This window comes from Geobacillus sp. LYN3 (assembly GCF_003064505.1).
GTDB lineage: Bacteria > Bacillota > Bacilli > Bacillales > Anoxybacillaceae > Parageobacillus_B > Parageobacillus_B toebii.
Genome location: NZ_QCWL01000001.1, coordinates 871,390 through 898,301 on the forward strand (window position 1 = coordinate 871,390; position 26,912 = coordinate 898,301).

General features: G+C 41.7%; 27 protein-coding genes, 2 pseudogenes and 1 riboswitch. Of the genes and pseudogenes, 13 read left to right on the forward strand and 16 right to left on the reverse strand.

Going from position 1 to position 26,912, the window contains the following annotated elements; translation table 11 throughout:
- Nucleotides 1-57: 57 nt before the first annotated feature.
- The 4 genes from DCC82_RS04485 to DCC82_RS04500 form a co-directional block, all read right to left on the reverse strand.
- Nucleotides 58-237 carry a hypothetical protein gene (locus tag DCC82_RS04485; RefSeq protein WP_483299655.1) on the reverse strand — a complete coding sequence of 60 codons (180 nt, stop codon included), beginning with the start codon at nt 235-237 and terminating at the stop codon, nt 58-60.
- Nucleotides 238-380: 143 nt separating this feature from the next.
- The gene (locus DCC82_RS04490; protein WP_012749146.1) at nt 381-1,088 is read right to left on the reverse strand and encodes a phosphoadenylyl-sulfate reductase; all 708 of its coding nucleotides are present in this window, start codon (nt 1,086-1,088) and stop codon (nt 381-383) included.
- 126 nt (nt 1,089-1,214) lie between these two features.
- A riboswitch (SAM riboswitch) is annotated at nt 1,215-1,325 on the reverse strand.
- Nucleotides 1,326-1,477: 152 nt separating this feature from the next.
- Entirely contained in the window at nt 1,478-3,223 is a 1,746-nt protein-coding gene (locus DCC82_RS04495; protein ID WP_108430259.1) for a PAS domain-containing sensor histidine kinase, read from the reverse strand.
- Between the two features lie 198 nt (nt 3,224-3,421).
- Nucleotides 3,422-3,646, reverse strand: coding sequence for a DUF1128 domain-containing protein (locus DCC82_RS04500; RefSeq protein WP_012749148.1), 225 nt, complete (start codon nt 3,644-3,646; stop codon nt 3,422-3,424).
- 104 nt (nt 3,647-3,750) lie between these two features.
- On the opposite strand from DCC82_RS04500, the gene DCC82_RS04505 reads away from it, so the two are divergent.
- Genes DCC82_RS04505 through DCC82_RS04515 form a run of 3 tightly spaced genes read left to right on the forward strand, consistent with a single transcriptional unit; the run spans nt 3,751 to nt 5,358 of the window.
- Nucleotides 3,751-4,221, forward strand: a complete 471-nt coding sequence (locus tag DCC82_RS04505) for a low molecular weight protein-tyrosine-phosphatase (protein WP_012749149.1) — start codon at nt 3,751-3,753, stop codon at nt 4,219-4,221.
- 16 nt (nt 4,222-4,237) lie between these two features.
- On the forward strand, nt 4,238-4,507 hold the full coding sequence (locus DCC82_RS04510) for a YtxH domain-containing protein (RefSeq protein WP_012749150.1): 270 nt from the start codon (nt 4,238-4,240) through the stop codon (nt 4,505-4,507).
- 17 nt (nt 4,508-4,524) lie between these two features.
- Complete coding sequence (locus DCC82_RS04515; RefSeq protein WP_012749151.1) at nt 4,525-5,358, forward strand: YihY/virulence factor BrkB family protein; 834 nt, start codon at nt 4,525-4,527, stop codon at nt 5,356-5,358.
- Between the two features lie 695 nt (nt 5,359-6,053).
- Here the strand turns inward: DCC82_RS04515 and DCC82_RS04520 are convergent.
- The gene (locus DCC82_RS04520; RefSeq protein WP_012749153.1) at nt 6,054-6,200 is read right to left on the reverse strand and encodes a BH0509 family protein; all 147 of its coding nucleotides are present in this window, start codon (nt 6,198-6,200) and stop codon (nt 6,054-6,056) included.
- Nucleotides 6,201-6,322: 122 nt separating this feature from the next.
- The gene (locus DCC82_RS04525) at nt 6,323-7,468 is read right to left on the reverse strand and encodes an MFS transporter (protein WP_012749154.1); all 1,146 of its coding nucleotides are present in this window, start codon (nt 7,466-7,468) and stop codon (nt 6,323-6,325) included.
- Between the two features lie 265 nt (nt 7,469-7,733).
- Between DCC82_RS04525 and cax the strand changes: the two genes are divergently transcribed.
- A complete protein-coding gene (gene cax, locus DCC82_RS04530) occupies nt 7,734-8,786 on the forward strand; it encodes a calcium/proton exchanger (RefSeq protein ID WP_012749155.1) in 1,053 nt (350 codons plus the stop codon).
- Nucleotides 8,787-8,930: 144 nt separating this feature from the next.
- On the forward strand, nt 8,931-9,719 hold the full coding sequence (locus tag DCC82_RS04535) for a YfkD famly protein (protein ID WP_062677529.1): 789 nt from the start codon (nt 8,931-8,933) through the stop codon (nt 9,717-9,719).
- A gap of 26 nt (nt 9,720-9,745) precedes the next feature.
- Here the strand turns inward: DCC82_RS04535 and yfkAB are convergent, their stop codons facing one another.
- Nucleotides 9,746-10,870 carry a radical SAM/CxCxxxxC motif protein YfkAB gene (yfkAB, locus tag DCC82_RS04540; protein ID WP_062754851.1) on the reverse strand — a complete coding sequence of 375 codons (1,125 nt, stop codon included), beginning with the start codon at nt 10,868-10,870 and terminating at the stop codon, nt 9,746-9,748.
- A gap of 344 nt (nt 10,871-11,214) precedes the next feature.
- Here yfkAB and DCC82_RS04545 point away from each other — a divergent pair, with 344 nt between their 5' ends.
- From DCC82_RS04545 to DCC82_RS17960, 5 genes and pseudogenes are all read left to right on the forward strand, one after another.
- A complete protein-coding gene (locus DCC82_RS04545) occupies nt 11,215-12,762 on the forward strand; it encodes a fumarate hydratase (protein WP_041269570.1) in 1,548 nt (515 codons plus the stop codon).
- A gap of 117 nt (nt 12,763-12,879) precedes the next feature.
- Nucleotides 12,880-13,683, forward strand: coding sequence for a delta-lactam-biosynthetic de-N-acetylase (pdaA, locus tag DCC82_RS04550; protein WP_012749159.1), 804 nt, complete (start codon nt 12,880-12,882; stop codon nt 13,681-13,683).
- 67 nt (nt 13,684-13,750) lie between these two features.
- Entirely contained in the window at nt 13,751-14,617 is an 867-nt protein-coding gene (locus tag DCC82_RS04555; protein WP_012749160.1) for a DNA-3-methyladenine glycosylase family protein, read from the forward strand.
- 13 nt (nt 14,618-14,630) lie between these two features.
- Nucleotides 14,631-16,013 carry a 23S rRNA (uracil(1939)-C(5))-methyltransferase RlmD gene (rlmD, locus tag DCC82_RS04560; protein WP_012749161.1) on the forward strand — a complete coding sequence of 461 codons (1,383 nt, stop codon included), beginning with the start codon at nt 14,631-14,633 and terminating at the stop codon, nt 16,011-16,013.
- A 15-nt stretch (nt 16,014-16,028) separates the two neighbouring features.
- Nucleotides 16,029-16,181: pseudogene (locus tag DCC82_RS17960) on the forward strand (GNAT family N-acetyltransferase); the annotation flags it as partial.
- A gap of 156 nt (nt 16,182-16,337) precedes the next feature.
- Here DCC82_RS17960 and DCC82_RS17425 read toward each other — a convergent pair.
- The 5 genes and pseudogenes from DCC82_RS17425 to DCC82_RS04585 all read right to left on the reverse strand — a co-directional run.
- The gene (locus tag DCC82_RS17425) at nt 16,338-16,505 is read right to left on the reverse strand and encodes a hypothetical protein (RefSeq protein ID WP_158268581.1); all 168 of its coding nucleotides are present in this window, start codon (nt 16,503-16,505) and stop codon (nt 16,338-16,340) included.
- 33 nt (nt 16,506-16,538) lie between these two features.
- The gene (locus tag DCC82_RS04570; RefSeq protein ID WP_089096834.1) at nt 16,539-17,192 is read right to left on the reverse strand and encodes a potassium channel family protein; all 654 of its coding nucleotides are present in this window, start codon (nt 17,190-17,192) and stop codon (nt 16,539-16,541) included.
- Between the two features lie 31 nt (nt 17,193-17,223).
- Nucleotides 17,224-18,564, reverse strand: coding sequence for a TrkH family potassium uptake protein (locus DCC82_RS04575; protein WP_012749163.1), 1,341 nt, complete (start codon nt 18,562-18,564; stop codon nt 17,224-17,226).
- 240 nt (nt 18,565-18,804) lie between these two features.
- Entirely contained in the window at nt 18,805-19,422 is a 618-nt protein-coding gene (locus DCC82_RS04580; protein ID WP_062677534.1) for a rhomboid family intramembrane serine protease, read from the reverse strand.
- A 428-nt stretch (nt 19,423-19,850) separates the two neighbouring features.
- Nucleotides 19,851-20,231, reverse strand: a pseudogene (locus DCC82_RS04585) (cation:dicarboxylate symporter family transporter); the annotation flags it as partial.
- On the opposite strand from DCC82_RS04585, the gene DCC82_RS17965 reads away from it, so the two are divergent.
- Nucleotides 20,159-20,635 (forward strand): RNA polymerase sigma factor, encoded by a 477-nt coding sequence (locus DCC82_RS17965; RefSeq protein ID WP_233252927.1) that lies wholly within the window; start codon nt 20,159-20,161, stop codon nt 20,633-20,635. The pseudogene DCC82_RS04585 and the gene DCC82_RS17965 overlap by 73 nt on opposite strands.
- Nucleotides 20,636-20,811: 176 nt before the next feature.
- Nucleotides 20,812-21,000 (forward strand): hypothetical protein, encoded by a 189-nt coding sequence (locus tag DCC82_RS04600; RefSeq protein WP_012749164.1) that lies wholly within the window; start codon nt 20,812-20,814, stop codon nt 20,998-21,000.
- 64 nt (nt 21,001-21,064) lie between these two features.
- On the opposite strand, the gene DCC82_RS04605 is transcribed toward DCC82_RS04600, so the two are convergent.
- Entirely contained in the window at nt 21,065-22,588 is a 1,524-nt protein-coding gene (locus DCC82_RS04605; RefSeq protein ID WP_012749165.1) for a succinyl-CoA:acetate CoA-transferase ScpC, read from the reverse strand.
- A 306-nt stretch (nt 22,589-22,894) separates the two neighbouring features.
- On the reverse strand, nt 22,895-23,542 hold the full coding sequence (locus tag DCC82_RS04610) for a LytTR family DNA-binding domain-containing protein (protein ID WP_012749166.1): 648 nt from the start codon (nt 23,540-23,542) through the stop codon (nt 22,895-22,897).
- A gap of 314 nt (nt 23,543-23,856) precedes the next feature.
- On the opposite strand from DCC82_RS04610, the gene DCC82_RS04615 reads away from it, so the two are divergent.
- A complete protein-coding gene (locus DCC82_RS04615) occupies nt 23,857-24,174 on the forward strand; it encodes a DUF3870 domain-containing protein (protein ID WP_012749167.1) in 318 nt (105 codons plus the stop codon).
- Nucleotides 24,175-24,206: 32 nt separating this feature from the next.
- Here DCC82_RS04615 and DCC82_RS04620 read toward each other — a convergent pair whose 3' ends face one another.
- Entirely contained in the window at nt 24,207-25,412 is a 1,206-nt protein-coding gene (locus DCC82_RS04620) for an acyl-CoA dehydrogenase family protein (protein ID WP_012749168.1), read from the reverse strand.
- Nucleotides 25,412-26,575, reverse strand: a complete 1,164-nt coding sequence (locus DCC82_RS04625; protein ID WP_012749169.1) for a CaiB/BaiF CoA transferase family protein — start codon at nt 26,573-26,575, stop codon at nt 25,412-25,414. The genes DCC82_RS04620 and DCC82_RS04625 overlap by 1 nt, the downstream gene beginning before the upstream one ends.
- Nucleotides 26,576-26,912: the final 337 nt, after the last annotated feature.

A 26,912-nucleotide genomic window follows, 5' to 3' on the forward strand; every position in this document is an offset into this window, starting at 1 on the left:
TGACACCCCTGCATCATACCAAGAGGGCTTTTTTTGATCAAGTCCCCGGAAAAGCTCCTAACGGGAATGCTCTTTTGTTAAAAATCCGGTAAGCGGGCTGTAAGCGCCTGTTCCGATCAATTCTAAATCACTTAATTCGGCATTTGTCAGCTCAATTTCTTTTGTCAGTGTATCCAATGGATAGCTAGGATTCCATCGATCGATTAATGTGCCTCCGTGTGGAATGCTTAAACTCATTGTTCATAACCTCCTAGAATCAATATTTCATATAGGAAAACTATGATTTATTGCGAAACGTCACCGCTGTTTTTGTATAATGATCGTTTTTCTTCGGCTATTGTTTTTTCAAGCTAATAATGCCAAAGGTGACAAGCCAAACCTTATGAGATGTGAAGGCCGCATTCTGTTTTTCCGTGGCCGACCCATCTGCCGGAACGTAAATCATTTGGATCGAGTGCGGGGGACGTACAAGGTTCACAGCCAATGCTTGGATAGCCGCGATCGTGAAGGACATTGTACGGAAGACGACGTTTGTATACATAATTCCATACATCTTTCCATGTCCAATGAATAAGAGGGCATATTTTTATGGATTTAAATTTGTCATCTTTATTTATATATTCTACATGGCTTCGTGTTGGCGATTGTTCGCGGCGCAGTCCAGAAATCCAAGCGGTTATTCCTGTTAATGCTTCGCGAAGCGGAATGACTTTTCGCAGTTCACAACATTTATTTGGGTTGTGTTTCCATAATTCATCTCCCAACTGTTGCGCTTGTTCTTCTAGCGATAAACTTGGTTTTTTCATGACGATGCGGAGAGAAGGATATTTTTCTTTTACTTTTTCGATTGTTTTGTACGTTTCGCGAAAATGGAGCCCGGTATCGAGAAATACGATTTCCGCATCTGGCTTTACTTGCGAAATCAAATCGATTAACACGATTCCTTCAACGCCGAAGCTACAGGCGTACACAATATCGTCCTTATATTGGCGGAATGCCCAAGTGAGGACATCAAGCGCCCCTTTTGTTTCATTATCGTGAGGGAATGAAGGTTTTTCTTCGGCTTCCCATGTTTGATAAGTGAGCATCTTTCTCCCTCCTTAAAAATCAAAGAAAATAAAGTGGATTAGTCGGTTATATAGGAATAGAAAGAGAATGAACGCTTATAAAAAACGCTCTCCCATTTTGGAAAGAGCGAAGAGGCCGCATATTTCACCTTATCTTCCAAAATGGCACCCATTTTGCTGGAATTAGCACCTTACTTTTTCATGAAGCAGGTTGCCGGAGTTCATCGGGCCAGTTCCTTCCCTCACTCTCGATAAGTTTGATGTAATTGATTAAAATTTTAACATAATTCACACAAAAGTCAATCCTAGTTTTTCGATAGGAATTAATTTTTTGCTGATATAACACAGTAGAGGAATAAAGAAATCAGGAAAGAAAAGGGCGGTTTGTTGTCCGACCTTTTCCATGCATGTCAACCGGATAATAGGGAATTATGCAAAACAGAGGATGCAGAAACGCGGATCGGCAATGTTACTTCGACGGTTGTTCCTTTATTCTCTTCACTCATAATCGACATCGTTCCACCGTGGTCTTCGATAATTTTTTTACTGATCATTATTCCGAGGCCAGTACCTTTTTCTTTTGTTGTAAAGAACGGTTTTCCTATTTTTTCTAGCTGTTCTTTTGGAATTCCGCAGCCTTCGTCGATAAAGCGGATAAGAACGGAATATTCATCCTTTTTTTGTGCCTCAATAAAAATATGTCCACCGCTTTTCATCGCTTCCATTGCATTTTTTAAGAAATTAATAAATACTTGCTTTAATCCGTTTTCGTCACATTCAATGTGAGGAAGAGATGGATCAATTTTTGTAATAATTTGGATGTTATGCAAAATACCTTGTGTTTCTAATAAAGTGGTGACATGTTGAAGCAAAACACCAATATCACTTTTTGTAAATTTGGTTGCTTGTGGTTTTGCCAACACTAATAGTTCGCCTAAAATAAGTTCAATGCGCTGAATTTCTGATTCAATAATGTGAAGGTAAGGTTTTTTCACGTCAAGTTCGAATTGCAATAGTTGTATAAATCCTTTTATGGCTGTAAGCGGATTGCGAATTTCATGGGCGATCCCAGCCGCTAGCTGGCCGGCAACTGAGAGCTTTTCCGATGTTCGAATGAATTCTTCTGTTTTTTTCAGTTCGGTAATATCGGTGAATGTCAATACCGCATCAACGACGGCTCCATTTTCCAAAACAGGCGTTACCGTATAGGAAACGGGGAAATGGGTACCATCTTTTTTCCAAAAAATATCTTCACTAATATGATATGTTTTCCCATCTTGAATGGCGAGATCAATTGGGCATTCATCAATAGAGTAAGGAGTTCCATCTTTTTTCGTATGGTGAATGATATCATGCGATGCTTTTCCAATGGCTTCTTCCGCTTTATATCCCGTCATTCGTTCTGCAGCTGGATTCCAGAAAACGATATTTCCATGTTTATCAATCCCACAAACTCCTTCAGCAATAGAATTTAATATGAGTGTATGTTTATGATATAAGTTTTCCAGCTCTTTTCGGTAGCGATTGAGTTCCGTCATATTTTGGCCAATCACATAAATTCCTTTCAAGCGATTTCCATGAATTATTGGAATGGTTTTAAAATGCATGTCAATAATTTTTCCATTTTTATGCTTTACTTGTAAATCATATTCACAACTTTCTCCTTTTAATGTTCGTTCAAATTTTTTTTTTGCTTTTTCAATTTGGTCTGGGGCGATAAACTGAGTAAAATGTTTGCCAATATATTCGCGTGGTTTGTATCCAAGCATTTTTCTTACTTCAGGGTTGCCGGATATAAGTAGCCCATTTATGTCTAGCAGAAGAATCACATCAGGGTATTCGAAAAAAAGACATTTATGACATTGTTTATTTTCTTTTAATAAGCGGCTAATGATAAATGCGGACGCTGCCAAACAAAAGGCGCTGAGCACAGCAACGATGGAGCTGAACAAAAATCGAGTGAAAGAATCCGCCATATGGGGAAAATGTATTGACCAAACCACAAGGCTGATGATGCATATGATTGCTGCTGCAGAGAGCATGTAAATAGGAAATGTGTGGGCGAATAGTATTTTCAATAATATGTAAGAAACGATTACGGTAATGAAGAATAATAGAATGATAAATAACACGTAATGAATACCGCCAGAGATCATTTTTATTCTCCTCTCCCGCCTTAAAACATTAGAACTTAGACATAATTATACGAAAATAAAGATAATTTGAGTAGAACCAATAAAAAACGCTGCCCAAAGCGAAAAGGACAGCGATAGATGTTTCCGCCTTACATGGATACGTAAGTATGGCATTGTACATAATGAATCATTGAAAAGCGACGTTTCCTTCAGCATTTTTTACTTTTTGCGTAAGTTTCCTAACTCCTCGGCGATGGCCTGCATCTCGCTTGGGCTAAACGTATTTTTTCTCATCACCATTTCATAAATGTCTTTTAGCTCATCATACCATTCCTCGGAGAAGTGGGAAGGTTTAATCGCATCAAAATTTAATACTTTTAGCTTTTCTTTTATTTTTTCTACCATGTACGCTACGTTTTCTGCCGACTTTTTGGATAAATCCATTTTTTTGCTCCTTCCTTGTAAAGGTTACATGTATTTTAACATACAAGGGAATACATTGCGCTAATATTTTTGTATATAATGGGGTCGAAAGGAGATGTGAAACAATGGTAAAAGTATTATTTGTTTGCTTAGGGAATATTTGTCGCTCGCCGATGGCGGAAGCGATTTTTCGACATTTAGTAAAAGAGAGAGGATTGGAAGGAAAAATCATCGTTGATTCAGCGGGAACAGGGAATTGGCATGTCGGAGAACCGCCGCATGAAGGTACACAGACGATATTAAAGAAAAATAAGATCGATTTTTCAGGAATTTGCGCTCGGCAAATTTGTAAAGAGGATTTGCAGGAGTTTGATTATATTATTGCCATGGATGCGGAAAATGTTGGGAATCTGCGACGATTAGCCGGATACAATAAAACAGGATTTATCGGCCGGCTTCTTGATTTTGTTCCAAATAGCGAAATTGCTGATGTGCCAGATCCGTATTACACAGGAAACTTTTCAGAAGTATATGAGCTTATCCGAAAAGGGTGTGAATATTTATTAGAAGCAATTATAAAAGAGAAAAAACTTTAAAAAGGGGGAAAAATAAGTGAAGAAGAGAAATGTATGGAAAGGTGTGATGATCGGGGCAGCAGTAGGAGCCGCATTTTCCTTGCTGATCAAAAGGGAAGAAAAGCAAGACCGTCTTTCATTGCCGATGAAGCTGAAACAATGGCGCCAATCTGTAGAAGAGATGGCGGAAGACATGGCGTTTATTATGGAAAAAATAAAAGATATTGCAGAAAAAACACCGGAAGTTATCGAATTTATAAAAGAAGCATATAGCTGGAAAGAGGATGATCGTCCCCGAATAAAATAATGAAGGGGGAACGAGAAATGATGATTAATTTAACGTTTATTCGTGAAATGGTGCGGCGTTTTCAAAAGGATGAAATTCCCCGTCTGTCGGCGGAATTAGCTTATTATTTCCTTCTTTCCCTGTTCCCATTTCTTATTTTTTTATTTACGTTACTTGCTTATTTGCCAATTCCACATGAAGATATTCTTTCCATAATACGTCAATATGCTCCAAAAGAAGCGCTTCATTTAGTCGAGGCAAACATTCGTCGGGTGATGGACGACCAAAACTGGAAATTGTTATCGTTTAGTATTATCGCTGCGATTTGGTCAGCTTCAAATGGAATGAATGCGATTGTCCGGGCGTTTAACCGCGCTTATGATGTCGAGGAAAATCGCCCCTTTTTTATCGCTCGTGGAATGTCGGTATTGCTTACAATCGGAATGATTTTTGTGATCATCGTTGCATTGTTTTTGCCTGTATTCGGGAAAACGATTGGGCTATTTTTATTTTCTGCATTTGGTTTTTCCGAAACGTTTTTAACGATTTGGAATGCGCTGCGTTGGGTTATTAGTTCATTCATTTTGTTTGTTGTGTTTACCGCATTATATTATTTCGCGCCAAATAAGAAGCTGCGTTGTGCGAATATTGTCCGCGGCGCAATCTTTGCGACGGTTGGATGGATTATGACGTCGCTTGCTTTTTCTTACTATGTCAACAATTTTGCGAATTATACCGCCATGTACGGAAGCCTCGGTGGAATGATTATTTTAATGGTGTGGTTTTATTTATCAGGGATGATTATTGTTTTAGGAGGAGAAATGAACGCGATTTTTGATTGTGAACGGGAAGGAAGAAAACGCACGCGTTAATATGCACAAACTTCCTTTCATAAACAACAAATTCAGGGAAATAGTAACGACTGTAAGAGGTTTGTTGAAGATGAGAGGGGGATTGTGATGACGAAACATACGAAAAAAGACGGCGGTACAAAACAAAAAGGAAAAAACAGACCAAAACATAAAACAAGCGGAAGCGCCAACGGCCAAAACGGATATCATTAGAAAAGCGTAGCGAGGAGGCTCAGACCAAACAAAGTTTGGCCTTGCGTGGGTTACTCAGAGAAGTTAACTCAATGTGTTGCCGCCACAGCGGGGCCGAAGCGTCGCGAGCCGATGGCGCCTGGAGCTAGACAATAATAAAAGCGGAGGCGGCGCGAACAGCTCTCGAAGCGAAATGTTCTTCGACTGCTGAAGTGCTTGCACTTCAAGGGAGAAGGTTATTTCGCACAAGAGAGCTAGCCGCCGAGCTAGACAATAATAAAAGCGTAAGGCGCCCCATTTCGCCTAAAAGCTGCCCGCGTCCTGGGGGCAACGGCGAAATGTCGCCATCCTGACTCCGCGACACGCGCTGGAGGACCCGCGAGGATAATGCTCCAAAAACAAAGAAAAGCGCTGCAGGGGATCTACGCGAAGACAATAAGCCTCTGCAGCGCCTCAACAAAGTGTTTTTATCGGTGGCGCAAAGAGATTATAAAAAAGAAAAGGACTGTCCTATGGCGGTCCTTTTATTCTGCGATTTCTTCATGATTGTAATAGTACAACTCATAAATATATTCGATTTCTGCGTCTGTCATATAAACAAGTTGGTCTCTTGTAATTCCTCTTACTTTTTCGATAAATTCAATCATATTTTTTCGTTCTGCTCTAAGCATTTATTATCGCTCCCCTCCAGGTCATTCTGTTTTAAAACAGGATATTGATTTCTTGTCATTATTATATAACAGAACAAAAAGAAAGGTCAACAATTTTTTGAAAATAAACACAAAAAAGAAGGTCATCCATGAGTGACCTTCTTTGTTTTATTCCATAACAGCGGCACAAAGACAAGGAAGAGAAGTGCGCTTATCGTAAAGAAAAAGTTGTGATTCGCCCCGAATTGAATCATTAAGCCGGTCATAAACGGACCGATCATGCTGCCGATGCTGTATAGCATACCACATAGTAAGTTTCCGGCTGGGAAGAGCTGTTTTGGCAGCAAATCTGCCATATACGTAATCCCGAGTGAAAACAAAGAACCGACAAACATACCGGCAATAAAGAAACAAACGGCAAGCCCGACAAGGGAGTGATGGAATAAATAAGCACTAAAAAAGCTGGCACTTCCGATCAATAAAGCAACGGAAATGACTCGTTTTCGCTGAAAACGATCACTTAATACTCCAAGAGGCAATTGAAAAATGATACCTCCAAGTGAAAAGGCTGGTAAAATAAATGCTACATGTTCTATACCAATATGTTCCCGCAAAGCGTAAACAGGGAAAATGGCATGAATCGATGCTTCCAAAAAGCCGTAAGTAAACGGAAGCAATAAAGCAACCCACGCGTATTTCCATGCATGAACGAAGCGTTGAAATGTGTGTGCCGAACCAGATTGTTCGCTTTCCTGCGGCCGTTCGTTTGGCAAGAAAAAGACGCTACACCAGCCTATAAGGCTAAGTAGCGATGATAAGAAAAACGGCAACGATTCATGGAATTGAATGAGTGACGCTAACAGCGGACCAGCTGAAAAACCGATGCCGAAAAATAGCCCGTATAGCGACAAGTTACGTCCTCGCCGTTGTGCGGGAGAAAAATCGGTAATCCATGTTTGTGTTGCGAAATGGAGCATATGGTCACCAATTCCGATGCAAAGGCGCAAGAAAAACCAAATCAAAAATGAATGAAAAGCTGAAAATAAGGCGAGCGATAATATTACAATAAAACCACCAAGGATAATCATAGGCCGGTATCCATATTTACGCAGCGGTTTTTCTAAAAATGGAGAGATCAATAGGACACCGATATACAACGCTGTGGCATGTATGCCATTTGCAGAAGAGGAAAATCCATGTTTTTCAAGCAATATAGAAAGAAGCGGCAGCAGCATCCCTTGTGATAAACCAGAAATAGCGACAATGCTGATTAAAATCCAAAAGCGCATTGCTTGATACCTCGTTTCTAAACATAACACTCGTTTAACATGGTACATAAGTGGATTGTATAAGGCAAGAAAAATAAAGGAGGGATTTTTACGTAAAGTGTTAAATACATATATTTGGGAGAATATTGAATAATAATGACGACCGTTATCCCATTGTCATACATAACATATGGTTCAAAAAATGACGCTATTTTCTGATTGATTGTCGAACGAATATAATGAGCCGTTCTAGATAAACTGAACGAGAAAGGTGGAATTATAACGGATGAATAAAGTATTTGCGCTGATGGTATGGATCGGCGTTCCATTATCAGTAATCGGCAGTTTTCTTCATTGGCCTGTGGTCTTGATGTTTGCGGTGTATTGCTTAACGATTATTGCTTTAGCAAGCTATATGGGACGCGCTACGGAAAGTTTGGCTATTGTAGCTGGACCGCGCATAGGGGGATTGCTTAATGCTACGTTTGGCAACGCAGTAGAGCTCATTATTTCCATTTTTGCTTTAAAAGCGGGGCTCGTAGAAGTAGTGCTCGCCTCACTTACAGGTTCGGTGCTTGGCAACTTATTATTAGTGGCTGGCTTGTCTTTTTTTGTTGGCGGTCTTAAGTACAAGCGGCAGGAATTCAATGTATATGATGCCCGCCATAACGCCGGACTGCTTACGTTTGCCATTTTAGTGGCGTTTGTGATTCCTGAAGTGTTTTCGATGAACATGTCTAGTCAAGAAAAGCTATCTCTTAGTGTCGGTATTTCGATTATTATGATCCTTTTATATTTAGCGGCCTTATACTTTAAGCTTGTCACACATCGCGGGGTATATCAACAAAAGTCTGATGTAGTGGATGAACATGAAGAACCAGAATGGACAAAAGGAAAGGCGATTTTGATTCTAGCGCTAGCAACCGCGGCAGTTGCCTACATATCCGAGAGACTTGTCCATACGTTTGAAACGGTGGCGGAATCGTTCGGATGGAGCGAATTGTTTATCGGGATTATCATTGTCGCCATCGTTGGAAACGCAGCGGAGCACGCCTCTGCCGTTATTATGGCATACAAAAATAGAATGAATATCGCTGTTGAAATCGCGATCGGTTCAACGTTACAAATCGCTATGTTTGTTGCGCCTGTGCTTGTTCTTGTTTCTTTACTCTTTCCAGAAAAGATGCCGCTTGTTTTTTCGCTTCCGGAATTGATCGCAATGGCGACATCTGTATTATTGACGATTGTCATTTCTAATGATGGGGATACAAACTGGTTTGAAGGGGCGACATTGCTCGCGGCTTATACGATTATGGGAATCGGCTTTTACTTGCTTTGATCCTCATGAGTATTTTCGTTTATCCAAAAAGGCTCTGCTAATCGGCAGAGCCTTTTTGTTAATAAATTTTTTTTCTATACGGATAAACCGTATTTTTTTGAAAGAAAATAACGGTGAGAGTAGCAATGGAAAGGAGTCAGCATGATGAAAAAATGGAGTATTTGCCTTTTTATTAGTGCTTTTATGATGTATGCTACTACTTTCACCGCTGATGCGGCTTCCAAACAAGCACAGCCGAGCTCCGTAGTAGATATTACAAAAGAAAATACGTATCCAAATCCGACGCAAGATTTGCCGTATCTAGAACCAAGCAAATTTACAAAACAGCTCCTTGATTCAGCAAACGTAAAGATTGAGAATCCAGAACTGATCCGGCTTCTTAATGAATCTTCCGTTTCCAGTACGCCGTTTGCTATTGGGTACCGGGCAACGATTTATTTAGGACAATGGCCGCTTAATTATCAATCGTTAGAAACGTCAACGAATTGGGAGTATCAAAAGGTCAATACCAATTTTCTCGATAATCGTGGCGGCAATGCTCCACAAAGACTATATTACAGACAGGAAACGCAAAAGCATGTGCGCGGCGGTTTAACGGCACCAATTCCAAGCGAAGAAGCGGTGCAAAAAATGATGTTAAATGCGGCGATGAAAAAGACGAACTTGCCGTTAGCGTTTAGTACGGTTGTCGGGATTGGGACGAAAAAAGACCATCCATATCAAGTGCCTGCCAAAAAGCTTGGTTATTTGTATGCTTATGCGCCAGCCGTGAATGAAAAAGGGAAAGTTACCTATGGAGAAGTGTATGTTGTACTTAAAGGAAATAAAAAGAAAATTGTCGTGAAAAATGTAACAACACGAGGAATTGGCGCATGGATTCCTGTTCAGGACCGTCTGTATTTTTCATATGTTGTAAGCGAACAACCACGATAAAACGTCAAGGTGATAACCTTGACGTTTTATTTTTTGATTCGCGCTTTTCGTTTCGTAAAATCGATATCAGAGTAATAGGTGTTTTTAACAAGTACGTTCGGCCCAAGACATTGAACGGATGGACAATGACAAAGAAGCTGTTTTGCGATAGGGGAATTTTTCCATTTTTCGTATGCTTCTAACAGCGTATGATGACGGATGTTTCCAAGCACCGGCTCATCGCCGAAATCAGTCACAATAATATCCCCTGTAAAAATATTGACGTTTAGTCGGGAGCGCCCGTCTGGATCATTGCGGACGGTTACGTTTTTACTCGAATAAAGTCGTTTCAATAGCGCTAAATCTTCTTCGTTATCGCTGCAAGGGTAAAATGGAAGTGTTCCAAACAACATCCAAACATTTTCGTCGCGAATATCAAGAAGATGATGAATTGCCTCCCGCAATTCGTCCAAGCTCAACGTTTCCAGCGCACTTGCAAAATCACTAGGGTACATTGGATGCACTTCATGGCGTTTGCAATGCATCTCATTAACGACTTGGCGATGAATTTTTTCTAAATGTGGAACTGTCCGCTTGTTTAGCATTGTTTCTGCGGAGACGATGACTCCCGCTTTAGCCAAAGCTTTCGCGTTTTCAATCATTCGTTCAAAATATTTTTCACGCTGCGCAACGCTTGGTTTGCGCTCCATCATCGCAAATCCGCCTTCGACAAAGTCATCGATCGTTCCCCAGTTATGCGAAATATGCAACACATCTAGATATGGAATAATTTTTTCGTAACGATCTAACTCTAATGTTAAGTTTGAGTTTAGTTGTGTCCGCACTCCACGTTCATGGGCGTACTTCAATAACGGAACGACATAGTTATTTACCGATTTTAATGATAACATCGGCTCACCGCCGGTAATGCTTAATGAACGTAGATGCGGAATTTCTTCTAGACGCTGAATTAATAAATCAAGCGGCAGCGCTTCTGGGTCTTTCGTTTGCAATGTATAACCGACTGCGCAATGTTCGCAGCGCATATTGCATAATGTTGTCGTCGTAAACTCAATGTTTGTTAGTTGCAATTCCCCATATTCTTCTATATCAAGATACGCTTCCCACGGATCAAACGATGGCGCAATAGGTTTCAGTGTTAATGAATTCATATAATTCTCCTCTTTTCTTCTAAATTACAACCATCGTTCATTATGAAAAACAATTGCTGTGCTTGTCAATTGCTTTGTAATGGCAAGCAATATACTGTTTTTTCCTTTGCGATAATTATATTTGCTATAGTACGTTAATATGTTCAGACAATAGTCAATTCGATTGTCCAATTATGCCGCAAGTTGATTGGAGATGCAAACAACTGTAGATATTGAAAATAAAAATACGATGGCAACTTTTTATTTTTACACGAAAGTAGAAAAAAGGTTATAATAAATAGGAAGACAATTCTAAATAGTAATACATAGGATGAGCAAAGGGGAAGGGGCGTTGAACGTTGAACATGGAAAAATTCCAACAAAGCATGTATGAACTTATCGTGGAAACGTCCACGAAGCTGCCAAAGGATGTGCGTCGAGCGATCGCTCGGGCAAAAGCGAGAGAAAACGCGGGAACGCGGGCGGCGATGGCGCTGGCGACAATTACCGGCAACATTAAAATGGCGGAAGAAAACGTATCACCGATTTGTCAAGATACAGGATTGCCAACGTTCAAAATTAAAGTGCCTGTTGGCGCAAACCAAATAAAAATGAAAGAGGCGATTCATGCCGCAATCGTTCAGGCGACAAAAGAAGGAAAGCTTCGCCCAAACTCCGTTGATTCGTTAACAGGAAAAAATAGCGGCGATAATCTTGGCGTTGGTGTTCCTGTTATTAAATTTGAACAATGGGAAAACGATTACATTGATGTTCGCCTTATTTTAAAAGGGGGCGGCTGTGAAAATAAAAACATTCAATACAGCTTGCCATGTGAATTGGAAGGGCTTGGACGAGCCGGTCGCGATTTAGACGGCATCCGCAAATGTATTTTACATGCGGTATACCAAGCGCAAGGGCAAGGCTGCAGCGCCGGATTTATCGGCGTCGGCATCGGCGGCGACCGCGCTTCTGGCTATGAACTGGCGAAAGATCAGCTCTTCCGCTCTGTGGACGATGTTAATCCAAACGAAGATCTTCGCCGCCTAGAAGAATATATTATGGAAAATGCTAATAAACTCGGCATCGGAACGATGGGATTTGGCGGCGAATCGACATTATTAGGCTGTAAAATCGGAGTGATGCACCGCATTCCGGCAAGCTTCTTCGTTTCCGTTGCGTATAACTGCTGGGCGTTCCGCCGTCTCGGCGTGAAGATCGATCCAGAAACAGGCGAAATCACGGAATGGTTATATCAAGAAGGAGAAGACGTCGATTTTGAAAAAGAATTGGAAAAAGCGAAAACAGCCGCAACGGCAGAACTTGGCGAAGTGCGCGAAATCGTCCTCGAGCCGCCGATTACGGAAGAACAAATTCGCCAGTTGAAAGTCGGGGATGTTGTCCGCATCAATGGAGTCATTTATACTGGCCGCGACGCGATTCATAAATATTTAATGGATCATGATTCTCCTGTTGATTTAAATGGACAAATTATTTACCACTGCGGACCGGTCATGTTAAAAGATGAAAACGGCAATTGGCAAGTCAAAGCGGCCGGTCCGACAACAAGCATTCGCGAGGAGCCTTATCAAGGAGACATTATGAAAAAATTCGGTGTTCGCGCGGTCATCGGAAAAGGCGGAATGGGCGCAAAAACGCTCCAAGCCCTAAAAGAACACGGCGGCGTCTATTTGAACGCGATCGGCGGCGCGGCGCAATATTATGCAGACTGTATTAAGTCGGTAGAAGGAGTCGATTTATTGGAATTCGGCATTCCAGAAGCGATGTGGCATTTACGCGTTGAAAACTTTACCGCTGTTGTTACGATGGACGCTCACGGCAACAGCTTGCACGAAGATGTGGAAAAATCCTCACTAGAAAAACTTGCACAGTTCAAAGAGCCTGTTTTTAAATAAGGATTGATCACCGTCAGCTCAGTGCTGGCGGTGATTTTTTATGCAAAAAATGGCGCGGTTAAAGTGGCAATGGTGGAAAAAACTAATGGTTAGCAGCACGACAAGGAGGAAAGACCGATGAAAAAATGGGCGATATGGCTGTTAGTATGTGTCATTATCTTATCGTTTGTTCCTGCTTCCGCTGAAGCTGTAAGCAATAAAGCGATTCATTGGGGGTTTAAGCGAAGCGAGAACCATAAGCCTCCTTCCGCGGGAAAAGAGTTAGATCAACTGCTTGCCAAATATGATGCATTTTATTTAGGGAATCCAAACAAAAAAGAAATTTATTTAACATTTGATAATGGCTATGAAAACGGTTATACAGCGAAAATTTTAGATGTCTTAAAAGAGAAAAAAGTGCCAGCGACGTTTTTTGTGACGGGCCACTATTTAGATACCGCTCCTGATTTAGTGAAACGAATGGTGAAAGAAGGGCATATTGTCGGCAACCATTCATGGCATCATCCTGATTTAACGCAAGTGAGCAATGAACAGCTTCGGAAAGAGCTGGAATCCGTTCGTAAAAAAACGGAAGAGTTGACGGGGCAAAAAGGAATGATGTATCTTCGCCCGCCACGCGGCATTTTCAGTGAAAGGACGATGGCGGTCGCCCGCGAGCTTGGTTATTACCATGTGTTTTGGTCGCTTGCGTTTGTTGATTGGCAGACGAACAATCAAAAAGGGTGGAAGTACGCATATGATAACATTATGAAACAAATTCACCCGGGCGCGGTTTTATTGCTTCATACCGTCTCGAAAGACAATGCGGATGCGCTTGCGAAAGCGATTGACGATTTGCGCAAGCAAGGCTACACGTTTAAAAGCCTCGATGATCTGATGGTCGAAAAAATGAATTTGCATCCATGGCTTTTTACCCCTTGAACGTTTGGTTCAAAGGGGTGTTTTTCGTTATAATGTGGGTATTAACGATGAAAAAAGGTGATTAGGTATGTGGCAACAGCAAATTGAGGTCGCCCCTCCGTACGATTTTTCCAAAGCGCTGAAGCGGCTTGCCCTCGATCCTCTTATATCGGTCGATATAGCGAAACAGAAAGTCATTGTTCCGCTTTATGTTCAACAGATCCCAATCGCTGTTACGGTCGAAAGCATTGGGACAAAGGAAGAGCCGCGTTTTCTTGTTACGGCGCCATATCCTGAACGAAAAAAGGAAATCATCGAGCGGATTTCCCATCTGTTTCAATGGAATACACCGCTTGCCCCGATTCACGAACATTTTCAGCGGACCGAATTACAACCGCTTTTTACCGAATATCAAGGAATGCCGCTTATTTTAGATTTTGATCTTTATTTTTGTTTAACGAAATGCCTCATTCACCAGCAATTAAATTTAAAAGTTGCTTACCGCCTGACAGAGCGGTTTGTGAAAACGTTTGGAACGCAAATCGATGGCGTTTGGTTCTACCCGCGGCCGGAAGATATTGCTTCTCTTTCCTATGATGAACTGAAGCAGCTGCAGTTAAGCGGACGAAAAGCGGAGTATATCATCGATACATCACGGCTTATTGCCGATGGGAAGCTTTCATTAGAGGAACTTGCACACCAAAACGAGGAAGAAGTGATGGAACAATTGTTATCGATTCGCGGCATCGGTCCATGGACGGTGCAAAATTTTCTTTTATTTGGGCTTGGAAAACCAAATGTGTTTCCGAAGGCAGACATAGGGTTGCAGCGGGCGATCCAGCGGCTGCTCGGTCTTTCACAAAAGCCATCGATAAAACAAATGGAAGAGTTAAGCAAGCGCTGGGAGCCGTATTTAAGCTATGCGTCCTTATACTTATGGAGAAGCATCGAATAGAGGAGTGGAGAGCATGACGAAGCAGACCATTACCATCAAGAAAGGACAACAGTTTCCTCTGACAATTAAACGGCTCGGCATTAACGGGGAAGGAGTCGGCTATTTTAAAAAGCAAGTGGTGTTCGTCCCAGGAGCGCTTCCGGGAGAAGAAGTGGTCGTAGAGGCGACAAACATCCACCCGAAATACGCGGAGGCGAAAATTAAAAAAATTCGCAAGCGCTCCCCGTACCGTGTCACACCAAGATGCCCTGTCTACGAGCAATGCGGAGGTTGCCAGCTGCAACATCTTGATTACCAAGCGCAACTTCGCGAAAAGCGCGATATCGTTATTCAAGCGTTTGAGCGGCATTGCCGTCTTCCGATTGAAACGCTGGAGATCCGCCCGACGATCGGGATGGACGACCCATGGCATTATCGCAATAAAAGCCAGTTTCAAGTCGGCACAAAAAAAGGAGCGGTTATTGCCGGGTTGTACGGATTGAATTCTCATCGATTAATCGATATTCCCGAATGCGTCATTCAACATCCGGCAACAAACCGCGTTACCAATATCGTGAAAATGATTTTACAAGACTTGCGCATTCCGATTTACAATGAACGGGCACAAACAGGGCTTGTCCGCACGATCGTTGCAAGAGTCGGTTTCCATACGGGGGATGTTCAGCTCGTGCTTATTACCACAAAAAAAGAAATTCCGCGCAAAGAGCTGCTCATCGACGAGATAAAGCGCCGTCTTCCTGAAGTAAAGTCGATCGTGCAAAATATTAATGGACAAAAAACGTCGCTTATTTTCGGGGAAGAATCGTTCCTTTTAGAAGGAGAAGAATACATTCAAGAAGTGTTAGGGGATTTATCGTTTGAACTGTCGGCGCGCGCGTTCTTTCAGCTGAATCCGGTGCAAACGGTGAAACTGTACGACGAAGTGAAAAAGGCCGCCGCTTTAACGGGAACGGAAAAAGTCGTTGATGCTTACTGCGGCGTCGGCACGATCGGGCTTTGGCTTGCCAAAGACGCCGGCGAAATTCGCGGGATGGATACAATTCCGGAAGCAATTGAAGATGCGAAGAAAAACGCGAAAAAACACGGATTTACAAACGCGATGTACGTCACTGGCAAAGCGGAGGCATTGCTTCCAAAATGGGTGAAGGAAGGATGGAAGCCTGATGTCATCGTCGTCGACCCTCCGCGTACGGGATGTGATCAACAATTATTACAAACGATTCTCCGTGTGAAACCAAAAACCGTTGTTTACGTTTCGTGCAATCCATCCAGCCTTGCACGCGATGTTGATGTGCTGTCCGAACGCTACACGGTCGACTACATCCAGCCGGTCGATATGTTTCCGCATACGGCGCATGTGGAGTGTGTTTCACGGCTAGTGTTAAAAAATGATTGAGCGTGTTTTTACCTTTCACCAGTGAACAAGGTTTCCATTGCATTTCATACGAAAATGGGATTGGAAATCGAAAAGAACGGAGATAAAGAAATTGACGGAGTTTCAGTATATACTGATTATGATGGACCAAATCAAGATAGAGTTTTATTTGTGAAGAAGTTAATTTAATTATAAACTTGTTTAGCTCCTGTGGAGGAATGGGGATTTATTCCATAATCTGTAGTACCGCAAAGAGATGCAGGGTGGCTAAGATTGCTCGATTCAATCGATTATCAAGAGAGCTATTGAAAATATGAATAAAAAATGGGGAAATGTTTTTTCACATTAATTTCGGTAACGGCTTAAAGAAAACGGAGCTCCTTGTGGAAGGAGCCCTGATGTATTGCCTTCTTTGTTGAATTCGATAAAATAGATCGACTTTCCGGTATTTTGATCCAAGAGCGAGTCCCCGATAAAATCCATCAAGCCACCCGTTTTTTTTACGCCTGCCATTTGATCCTTCAACCACTTTACTAAAAACCGTTTTTAGTTAAACTTTTCAAACCGGTCCAAATCTTTATTTTCCCCGATCACGACTAATATATCTCCTTCTTTAATGATTCGATCAGGCGAAGGGGAAATGCTTACTTTTCCATCGCTGATAATAGCGATGACCGTTATATTAAACCTTGCCCTGAGATTTAATTCTCTTAAATTTTTTTCGATCATTGACGGGGGGACTTTTACTTCTTTTATACTATAATCTTTCGCGAGTTCAATATAGTCAAGCACGTTCGGTGACATGAGCTGGGTTGCAACCCGCTCTCCCATATCCCGTTCCGGAAATACAACCCAATCTGCCCCCACTTTATATAAGACTTGACCGTGCCGTTTATTAATGGCTTTTGCCACAACTTTCTTGACCTCTAATTCTTTAAGGATTAACACCGTTAAAATACTTGCTTGAATATCATCACCAATCGCTACGATGACAGCGTCAAAATTTCGAATGCCGACACTCTTTAATGCTTCTTCATCTGTTGAGTCAGCGACAACCGCATATGTAACATGATCTTTATATTCTTCAATTCGTTCTTCATTTCGATCAATGGCCAAAACTTCATTTCCAGCCTGGTGCAAGGTCGTAGCCAGACTAGAACCGAATCTTCCTAATCCGATCACAGCATATTGTCCTTTCATGTTCTTTCGTCCCCCTTTATGATATAAATTACTATCCGATCATAATCTTTCCCTTTGGAAATTTAAATGGATCCGGTTTTCGATGTAAAGTAACGGCATAAGCGATCGTTAAAGGGCCTACCCTTCCTGCAAACATGGTTAATATAATAAGAATTTTTCCGACAGGAGATAATTCGGGCGTTAACCCCATCGATAACCCTACTGTAGCAAATGCCGACGTTGCCTCAAACAAAATCATCAAAAAGTCTTTATTCGGTTCGGTTATCGTTAGAAGCATCGTTATCATCATGACAACAAATAAGCCGCTTACTGTTACGGTCAGAGCTTTATAAATAGTGTCATACAATATACGGTTTCGGAAAAAAATTACATCTTCTTTGCCCTTTATATTTGACCAAACCGCGCCTAACAGAGTAGCAAAGGTCGTCGTTTTAATCCCCCCGCCTGTTGATCCAGGAGATGCTCCTATAAACATTAAAAAGATGATGAGAAAGAGAGTCGGCTGCGTTAAATCCGGGATATTCAGTGTATTCGAACCAGCCGTTCTCGGTGTAACCGCTTGGTATAAGGATGCTAAAAATTTTCCTAATGGTGATAATGGCTGCAATGTTTTCGGATTATGATATTCCAAAATAAAAATAAGAATAGTTCCAAAAACAACCAAGATCGAACTCATAACAAACACGATTTTTGTATGTAAAGAAAAACGGCGCGTCTGACGGTACTCATATACTTCATTCATAACAATAAAACCAATGCCGCCCAGTGTAATGAGAGTACATACGACGAGAGTCACCAGCGGATCATCCACGTAGCCGGTCAAGCTTCTGAAATCACCCATTAAGTCAAATCCCGCGTTATTAAAGTTTGAGATGGCATGGAAAAAGCCAAAATAAATTGCTTTAGGCAACGGCATATCAAAGGAAAAACGAATCGCAAGCAAAATACCGCCAATCAGCTCGATAACGGCAGTAAAAATCAATATTCTTTTCACTAGCCGAACAACGCCATCAATTGACAAATTATTTAATGATTCTTTTATTAATAACCTTTCTTTTAATGAAATTCTTTTACCTAAGATCAAAGCAAAAAGGGTGGCAAAGGCCATAAATCCTAATCCGCCAATTTGAATCAGTGCTAGAATGACTAATTGCCCAAATAATGTAAACGTCGTACCAGTATCCACAACGACCAAGCCAGTTACACAAGTAGCAGAAGTAGCCGTAAATAAAGCATCTAACCACGGAAGCCCCTTCCCATCTACTGTTGCTGCAGGTAAAGTTAAAAGAAATGCACCAATAAGAATAATGAAACTAAACCCTAATACCAATATTTTAGGTGGATCTAAATAAAACATTCTTTTCTTATTCATGTTCTTCTTCCTTACTCCATTAATTTTTTATTTTTTGAAATAAATGGTTATCATACCAAATATCACTCATTTAATAGTAGTATGTCTGATAAAGATTGGATATATTCTGATAAATTCACTACCACATCTTTTTATTATATTGCAGTAAGCGCTGCGATATCAAAAATTGTGACCCGATCCTTCAGTAACCTCCTAAAGAATCAAGCCAATCATGTGTTCTCTTTTAATGAAATATAAACGTTATCCACTAATGCTAAATTCCAAATTCTTTTGTTTCTTAAATACAAAAGGAGATAAAAGAATTCCTCCAACAAATCCACCTATATGACCAGAAATACTTATTCCGGGAATCAAAAAAGTCATGATAAAACCCATTACAGTAAACGTAATAATAAACCTCTTATCGTATGTAGGAAATTTATTACGATGTTTAAGAACTAAAAATATATACATTCCCAATAATCCATAGCCGGGCCCAGAAGAACCTGCTAATGGAATAGGATAATCAGAAAAGAAATGAATTATTATAGATGCAAAAACACTCATATATACATAATTCAAAAGAAATTTTATGCTACCTAAAATACGTTCAAGAGGACGAGAGAATATTAGAATAAAAGGCATGTTTAAAAAGAAATGAGCATAACTCATATGACCAAATGCATAAGTTAATAACCGCCATATCTGTCCTCTATTAATCAGTTGTTTATCATATCCCCCTAATTGAGCAATTGTATTGATATTATACCCTCCCATGAATGTAGTAATAATCATCAGAATGGTGCAGATTCCCACAATTAGGGTGGTAACTGGATATCGTCTTATAAAGGTAGGAAAATCTTCTGTTATTCTGAACAACCTCTCACCAGCTTTCTGAATGCTTTGTTATAAATTATAATCCTTTTTTAAATGTCAATACTACATATAACTGCCTTTTACTACAACAAAAAGATCCTAACTTCCTTCATAAACTAAATCCACTCGTCAACCACTCATACCTCACTTTGCAGAACCACAGATTATGTAAGAAATTCTATTCTTCCCTATAATCTGTCGTGCCATGACATGTTTCAGTTTCGCTGCAAACCGTTACAGAAGTGCAACAAGCCATTATTATTATAAAACGGCATGAGTTCTGCTGAATACTGAACCCATACCGTAATTCTTTTACACATATCTGTTTGACAGATGCCAGTTCACCATATTTCGGCCTTCTTCTTTCATTTACCGAGCAAGTGCAGCTGGCAGTTTTGACGTGGTGGGAAAGCGAGAAACATATCCAAGCCTTATGCTTCTAGTTTTTGCGTTTCTCCGTTATAGATATTTAAATTCAATTCTTTAGTGATGCGGCTGGTGACTACACCGGCAGTCATGCTTCCGCTGACGTTTAGGGCAGTTCTTCCCATGTCAATCAACGGCTCTACGGAAATGAGCAATCCTGCTAATGCTACTGGTAGATTCATAGTCGACAGCACTAAAATCGCCGCAAACGTAGCCCCACCGCCAACGCCTGCAACCCCAAACGAACTTATGGTAACGACTAGAATAAGCGTCAAAATAAAGGCAAGAGAAGTTGGATCGATGTTGACGGTTGGTGCAATCATTACTGCAAGCATGGCAGGATAAATGCCGGCACAGCCATTTTGCCCAATTGACAGCCCAAATGAGCAAAAGCAGGGCAAACGCCGCGGATGCGGTGCAAGAAACGTTTATCCGTGTGTATGATCATATTGACCGCTTCGACCCGGCCAAAGCGTATAAGCCTTGGTTTTACCGGATTTTGCTTAATGAATGCAATCGGCTGATGAAAAAGCAAGCAAAAATCGTGGCAATGAGCGATTATATAGATGATCATGCGCGCATGGCTAATGTAGATCAGCATGCTCACGGGGAAAGCGGTCGGCAATGGAATGATGAAGTAGCAAAGTATTATCTTGTCGATAACGGCCAGGGAGGAACGTTCGTCATCGAGCAGCATTACTTTGTCGAGGCGAGCGAAGGACACGGAGCTAGATTTGACAACATGCTAAAGCAGTTTCAGGTGACGAAAGAGCCCGATAAACAACAATAACAATAGACTACTATAGCATTTGATGTTTGATGGGAGGGTATCCTGATAAAGGTTACCCCGCTTTTAAAGAGATTGCTTTTTTGTTCCACTATCCCCTACATTAAGCCGCACTTTTTTTCATCCAGTAAATGGAGTTGTTATCAATAAGTGTTAAAATAAAAGCAGGAGGTGATAAAATGGGATGGATTATACTAATCGTTGGACTGCTTCTCTTGGGAGGCATTATAGATTTTGTCGCCAAAAAAAGAAATATGAAAATAGATCCTGAAGAGGGGGCAAAGAATGCTTCAGATTCGGAGAGAATTTATGTAGAAACTTATATGCACAATACTAAACAAAATCATGAGAACAATCCTTTTTTATAGGATATGCGCGGTTTGATAAAAGAGGGGGTATCTTCGTGAAGATTCCCCCTCTTTTAATATTTTGTCATTGAGTTTGCAGTTGATATTTCGGTTCTAACATTGTTCCGTATTTCTCATAATGGATATGCCAAGAGAACGCTTTTTCAAGGACGTGCGGTGTTTGGCCTCCGCGCTTAAGCGCTTCCTTGAAGTATTCACGCAACTGCGGACGGTAATCCGGGTGTGCGCAATTTTCAATGATAAGAGGTGCGCGTTCGATTGGCGCCAACCCGCGAAGATCGGCGTAACCATACTCCGTGATAATCACATCCACGTCATGTTCGGTATGGTCAACGTGCGATACGAATGGAACGATGCTTGAAATAGCCCCATTTTTTGCAATGGATTTTGTCACGAAGATCGTAAGGCGTGCATTGCGTGCAAAGTCACCTGAACCGCCGATGCCGTTCATCATGTTTGTGCCGCGAACATGTGTAGAATTAACATTTCCGTATATATCTGCTTCCAAGGCTGTGTTGATGGAAATGAGCCCGAGACGGCGAACGATTTCTGGATGATTAGAAATTTCTTGAGGACGAAGGATAAGCTTGTCTCGGTAAGCATCTAAATTGGAATACACTTGTTTCATTTTGTTTTGAGACAAAGTAATAGAGCAGCCGGAAGCGAACCGGACTTTTCCCGCATCAATGAGGTCAAACATGGCATCTTGAAGAACTTCTGAATAAACTTCTAAATTAGAAAATTCCGAATCCAATAAACCGTAAAGGACAGCGTTCGCAACAGAACCAATGCCTGCCTGAATCGGCGCTAAATTTTCGGAAAGTCGGCCTGCTGCGACTTCCTTTCGTAGAAAATTGATTAAATGGTTCGCTATAGCAGCTGTTTCCGCATCTGGAGGCACAATCGTGGATGGAGAATCAAGTTGGTTTGTCAAAACGATTCCAATAATTTTATCTTCATCTACCGGAATACCAATTGTTCCGATTCGATCGTCTACTTTTGTTAAAGGAATCGGTTCGCGTTTTCCCTGGTTGCCGACTTCGTAAATGTCATGAAGTCCTTTTAGTTCTTTTGGTTGGGCTGTGTTCAATTCGACAATAACGTGTCGGGCTTTTTTCACAAAGATCGAAGAATTTCCTACGGAAGTAGTAGGGATAATCATTCCGTCTTCAGTTATCGAAATCGCTTCCACGATTGCGAAATCGATAGGATTTAATACGTCTGCACGCACTAATTCTGCTGTATGTGATAAATGTTGATCAATAAACAAGATTTCCCCTTGATTAATTTTTTTGCGCATAACAGAATCAGCCTGAAACGGAAGCCGTTTATTGATAATTCCTGCTTCTGCCATTGTTTTATCAATATCCGAGCCTAGTGAGGCGCCTGTATATACATTTACTTTTAAAGGTTGTTGTTTTGCTTTTTCAATCAGTGCAAAAGGAACTGCCTTGGCATCGCCCGCGCGGGTAAATCCGCTCAAACCGAGCGTCATACCGTCTTTAATCCATGAAGCTGCTGTTTCTGCTGTTACAATTCGGCTCCTTAAACGAGAATTACCGATTAATTCGAAAATTTGTTTATCCAATGCTGCTCACCTCTTATTTTATTTTTTAAAATATTCTAGCTATTTAGTTACGAAAAATCATTCAAAAGTGAATAAAAGGGCTTTCTTTGCAACTAAAAAAGAATTTTTAATACATAAAAGAGAAAAAATAGAAAACCACTCTGGATTGAAAGGGGATAAGAAAGGAAAATCATTACCAAATAGTAATGGAAAAACGTGCTGTTTCCATAAATAAAGAGCTCACTTTCCATGAGCTCTTTAGAGAGATTGGCAAAAGGAAGGGAGCTGTATAGTGGAAGAAACTGTTTTGATGTGCAGTTACACACATTAAAAGCAGAGCAGCTTCCGAAAATGGCTTGCATATGTTTGGCTCACGGGTACTCTTGAGCCGTCTTTCATCACCAATAAAAAAGTAGAATGCGAATCTGGATGAATTTCTATAATGTGATGAATGTTAACGATATAGGATCGATGACACCGAACAAATATATCATCAGGAAGGGAAAATTCCAGTTCGGTTAAGTTGTATTTATGGTAGCCTTCCGCATAAGTCGATTTTACGAATGTTTTACGATTTTGGGCTTCTAAATAGATCACGTTCTCGAAAGGAACAGGCAGCCAACGATCCATCACTCGGATCGTTAAATACGGCATTGTAAGCAGCGGCTTTCTTGGCAATATGGCGGTAACGCAGCCTTTCGGGTTGCCATCATCTAAAATTGGGACCGATATCCCGAAATAAGGTACGCCAAAAACACGGCTATCTTTTTGCTCTGCGATTTTCCGTTGAACGGTCAAGGCTTTGTAAGTGACCGATTCCGGTTTGATTTTGTCTCCGGGACGAATTTTTAAATCAATTTGTTTGCTTGGTTGGTAATAAATATAGCGCTTATCATCCGAAATCACGAAAGAAGCTTCTTTAGGAAATAATTCATTCATCACTTTTACAATCGAGGAAACAGTAAATCGGTCCATGTTACCACCCCTAGTGAACGATCTGCCACTTTACTTCGTTTGAAGCGGGGTTTCTGACGACTTGTATGTTTTTGCTAAAGGATGGAGACATACAAGCCCCCCGTTGCGTTTACTTTCCATCCGAGGCGTTCGTTTGAGCACATTATAGCATTATTGTTGCACGTCCATAAAGAGCGGATAAGAAAATCGATAGATGATGACAACAGTGCAAGCAAATTTATGATCAAAAAAGTTTGTCGATATATTTAAAAAAATTATGATTAATGTTGTTTTATAATCTTATAGTAGACATCTTTACGTAAGGGGAGAGGAAGATGAACACGCAATTTATTGCAGGACACGCACGGCTGCCGGCGGGAATGGCGGCAAAAAGCGTATATGATACGCTGACGATTACGGCGGAAATTGATAAAAAGTACGGGGTGATTGTCGACGCTTCGTGTACGCTGGCAACAGAACATGGGCGCGATTATGTTGCACGCCTGCTTAAAGGCCACTCGCTAAGGGACGGGATTGATTCCATTTTAGAGCAGCTGAATGAAGGGTATTTAGGAAAGGCGAATTCGGCGTTGTGTGCGGCGCTAAAAGATTTATACAAGCAATATTGCAAAATGCAGGAAAATACACAGTAAAAAGCCCTCGTACAAGCGAGGGCCTTTTTATGTTAAAGTTTCACCGAATCCGGATTCCAAGGCGGAAGCATTTTGCGCAGCGGTTTATCCTGACGGTAGCCAAGCACATATTCCGCTTGCATAATCGTATGGATTTCCCTTGTTCCTTCATAGATGACCGGCGCTTTTGAATTTCGAAGATAGCGTTCGACAGGGTATTCGTTGGAGTAGCCGTACGCGCCGTGAATTTGGACGGCATCGTCGGCTGCTTGATTAGCGAAGTCGCACGCGATCCACTTTGCGAGTGATGCTTCTCTTGTTGTGCGGCGGCCTTGATTTTTCAAAAACCCTACTTTATAGACGAGCAAACGGCTAATTTGCAATCCTGCTTCCATTCTGGCGATCATTTGCTGCACAAGCTGATGTCTCCCGATTTCTTTGCCGAACGTTTTGCGCTCATGGCAATATTTTACGCTCGCTTCGAGACACGCCATAATAAGCCCGACCGCTCCGGCAGCAACCGTGAATCTTCCGTTGTCTAGCGCAGACATGGCGATTTTAAATCCTTCTCCTTCTTCGCCAAGTAGGTTTTCTTTCGGGACGCGGACGTTGTCAAAGAACAGCTCACCTGTGTTGCCGGCGCGGATGCCTAGTTTTCCTTTAATCGCTTTTGATGAAAAGCCAGGCATTGTCCGTTCGACAATAAAAGCAGAGATGCCTCGGTGTTTTTTCGATTTATCGGTGTAGGCAAATACGATAAAGTGATCGGCGATGTCACAAAGGGAAATCCATGTTTTTTGCCCGTTTAAAATGTAGTAGTCCCCATCGCGAACAGCTGTTGTGGAAATGCTGGCAACATCCGATCCAGCGTTTGGCTCCGTCAGGCCGAAAGCGCCAATTTTTTCGCCTTTTGCTTGCGGAACGAGATATTTTTGTTTTTGTTCTTCTGTGCCCCATTGCAACAAGGTTAAGCTATTTAATCCTGTGTGTACGGAGACGGCAGTGCGAAACGCGGTATCACCGCGTTCTAACTCCTCACAGACGATTGCAAGCGAGTTGTAGTCCATGCCCATTCCGCCGTATTCTTCCGGAATGCATACGCCCATTAAGTTTAATTCTGCAAGCCGTTTGAAAATATTTGGATCAAAATATCCCCGTTCATCCCATTCTTTGATGTACGGCATAATTTCTTTATCGACAAATTTGCGCACGGTGCTGCGAAGCATTTCTTGTTCCGGAGTAAAATCGAAATTCATCATCATACATCCTCCCCCGTTTCATTCATGATTTCTCTTATAATTTCGTCGTTATGCTCTCCGGCAAGCGGAGGCGGCAGACGGTACGATATTTTTGTATCGGATAGTTTGAGCGGGCTTCCGACAAGCTGCAGAGACCCCACCTTTTCATGCTTCATCGTAATGACCATGTCGCGGGCTAGCGTCTGTGGGTGCTGGAACAATTGTTCAAGATTTTGCACCGGTCCGCATGGTATTCCTTTTTCCGCAAGTAAGCGCTGCCATTCAGCACGTGTTCGCTTTTTTACTTCTTCATTAATTCGGTTGTTTAACTCCTCACGGTGGGCAACGCGGTCAGGATTCGTTTGAAAGCGTGGATCTGTTCCTATTGTCGGGTCGGAAAGAAGCCCGCAAAACGCCTGAAATTGCCGATCGTTCCCAACGGCGATTACAATCGGCCCGTCGCTTGCTTCGTACGTTGAATACGGAACAATGTTCGGATGTTCGTTTCCTAAAGGCGTTGGTACGTTGCCAGACATTAAATAGTTAGCCGCAACGTTGACGAGCGCGCTGATCGCCGAGTCGAATAACGAAAGGTCAATTTTTTGCCCGCGTCCTGTTTTTTCACGGGCGAGGAGAGCCGCTTGAATAGCGATTGCCGCATACAAACCGGTAAAGACATCGGTAATGGCTACTCCGACTTTAAGCGGTCCTGATGATGCGGTGCCATTAATGCTCATCCATCCGCTCATCGCTTGGATAATATAATCATATCCAGGTAAATGGCGGTATGGGCCTGTCTCTCCAAATCCGGTAATCGAGCAATAGATGAGTCGCGAGTTGATGGATGAGAGATGGTCGTAATCAAGTCCTAATTTTTCCATTGTTCCTGTTTTGAAATTATGAATGACAACGTCTGCTGTTTTGGCAAGATGACGAATGATGTTTTTTCCTTTTTCTTCTTTCAAATTAACAGTAATGCTTCGTTTGTTGCGGTTGACCGCAGTGTAATAGGCGCTCATTCCGTTTTGAAAGGGAGGGCCCCAAAATCTTGTATCATCCGATCCGCCCGGTGCTTCGACTTTAATCACATCAGCGCCAAGATCGCCTAAAATCATCGTGGCGTAGGGTCCTGCGAGGACACGCGTCATATCTAAAATGCGGACGCCGTCTAACGCTCCTGGCATTCGTCCACCTCCTATACGAGCGAATAAAAAAGCCGGCTCCTTTTCTTCGTGAAGAAAGGAACCGGCTTTCACGACCTGAGGGAGCATTTCGGCAAAGAAATGCTGGTCAGACCGAAACAGTTCTTTATTATGAAGCAGTATAAAATTGTCGAGTCCTCGTCGTGCTAATACCGCCTGTGTAGCGTCAGCCGCGAAACCGACGGGAGACGGTTTGTTAAGTTTATTATAAACAATAGTTTGATGATTGTAAATAATTTTAAAATTTACCCGTGGTGCTAGTTGAGTGTCAGCGCTCAACCAGCCCTAGTGTGACCAAGGAATAAGCCAACAAGATGCC

Coding starts and splice junctions, on each gene's coding strand:
- DCC82_RS04485 (WP_483299655.1), bottom strand. CDS start 237: ATGAGTTTAAGCATTCCACACGGAGGCACATTAATCGATCGATGGAAT.
- DCC82_RS04490 (WP_012749146.1), bottom strand. CDS start 1,088: ATGCTCACTTATCAAACATGGGAAGCCGAAGAAAAACCTTCATTCCCT.
- DCC82_RS04495 (WP_108430259.1), bottom strand. CDS start 3,223: ATGATCTCTGGCGGTATTCATTACGTGTTATTTATCATTCTATTATTC.
- DCC82_RS04500 (WP_012749148.1), bottom strand. CDS start 3,646: ATGGATTTATCCAAAAAGTCGGCAGAAAACGTAGCGTACATGGTAGAA.
- DCC82_RS04505 (WP_012749149.1), top strand. CDS start 3,751: ATGGTAAAAGTATTATTTGTTTGCTTAGGGAATATTTGTCGCTCGCCG.
- DCC82_RS04515 (WP_012749151.1), top strand. CDS start 4,525: ATGATGATTAATTTAACGTTTATTCGTGAAATGGTGCGGCGTTTTCAA.
- DCC82_RS04520 (WP_012749153.1), bottom strand. CDS start 6,200: ATGCTTAGAGCAGAACGAAAAAATATGATTGAATTTATCGAAAAAGTA.
- DCC82_RS04525 (WP_012749154.1), bottom strand. CDS start 7,468: ATGCGCTTTTGGATTTTAATCAGCATTGTCGCTATTTCTGGTTTATCA.
- cax (WP_012749155.1), top strand. CDS start 7,734: ATGAATAAAGTATTTGCGCTGATGGTATGGATCGGCGTTCCATTATCA.
- DCC82_RS04535 (WP_062677529.1), top strand. CDS start 8,931: ATGAAAAAATGGAGTATTTGCCTTTTTATTAGTGCTTTTATGATGTAT.
- yfkAB (WP_062754851.1), bottom strand. CDS start 10,870: ATGAATTCATTAACACTGAAACCTATTGCGCCATCGTTTGATCCGTGG.
- DCC82_RS04545 (WP_041269570.1), top strand. CDS start 11,215: ATGGAAAAATTCCAACAAAGCATGTATGAACTTATCGTGGAAACGTCC.
- pdaA (WP_012749159.1), top strand. CDS start 12,880: ATGAAAAAATGGGCGATATGGCTGTTAGTATGTGTCATTATCTTATCG.
- DCC82_RS04555 (WP_012749160.1), top strand. CDS start 13,751: ATGTGGCAACAGCAAATTGAGGTCGCCCCTCCGTACGATTTTTCCAAA.
- rlmD (WP_012749161.1), top strand. CDS start 14,631: ATGACGAAGCAGACCATTACCATCAAGAAAGGACAACAGTTTCCTCTG.
- DCC82_RS17425 (WP_158268581.1), bottom strand. CDS start 16,505: ATGGCAGGCGTAAAAAAAACGGGTGGCTTGATGGATTTTATCGGGGAC.
- DCC82_RS04570 (WP_089096834.1), bottom strand. CDS start 17,192: ATGAAAGGACAATATGCTGTGATCGGATTAGGAAGATTCGGTTCTAGT.
- DCC82_RS04575 (WP_012749163.1), bottom strand. CDS start 18,564: ATGAATAAGAAAAGAATGTTTTATTTAGATCCACCTAAAATATTGGTA.
- DCC82_RS04600 (WP_012749164.1), top strand. CDS start 20,812: ATGGGATGGATTATACTAATCGTTGGACTGCTTCTCTTGGGAGGCATT.
- DCC82_RS04610 (WP_012749166.1), bottom strand. CDS start 23,542: ATGGACCGATTTACTGTTTCCTCGATTGTAAAAGTGATGAATGAATTA.
- DCC82_RS04615 (WP_012749167.1), top strand. CDS start 23,857: ATGAACACGCAATTTATTGCAGGACACGCACGGCTGCCGGCGGGAATG.
- DCC82_RS04620 (WP_012749168.1), bottom strand. CDS start 25,412: ATGATGAATTTCGATTTTACTCCGGAACAAGAAATGCTTCGCAGCACC.
- DCC82_RS04625 (WP_012749169.1), bottom strand. CDS start 26,575: ATGCCAGGAGCGTTAGACGGCGTCCGCATTTTAGATATGACGCGTGTC.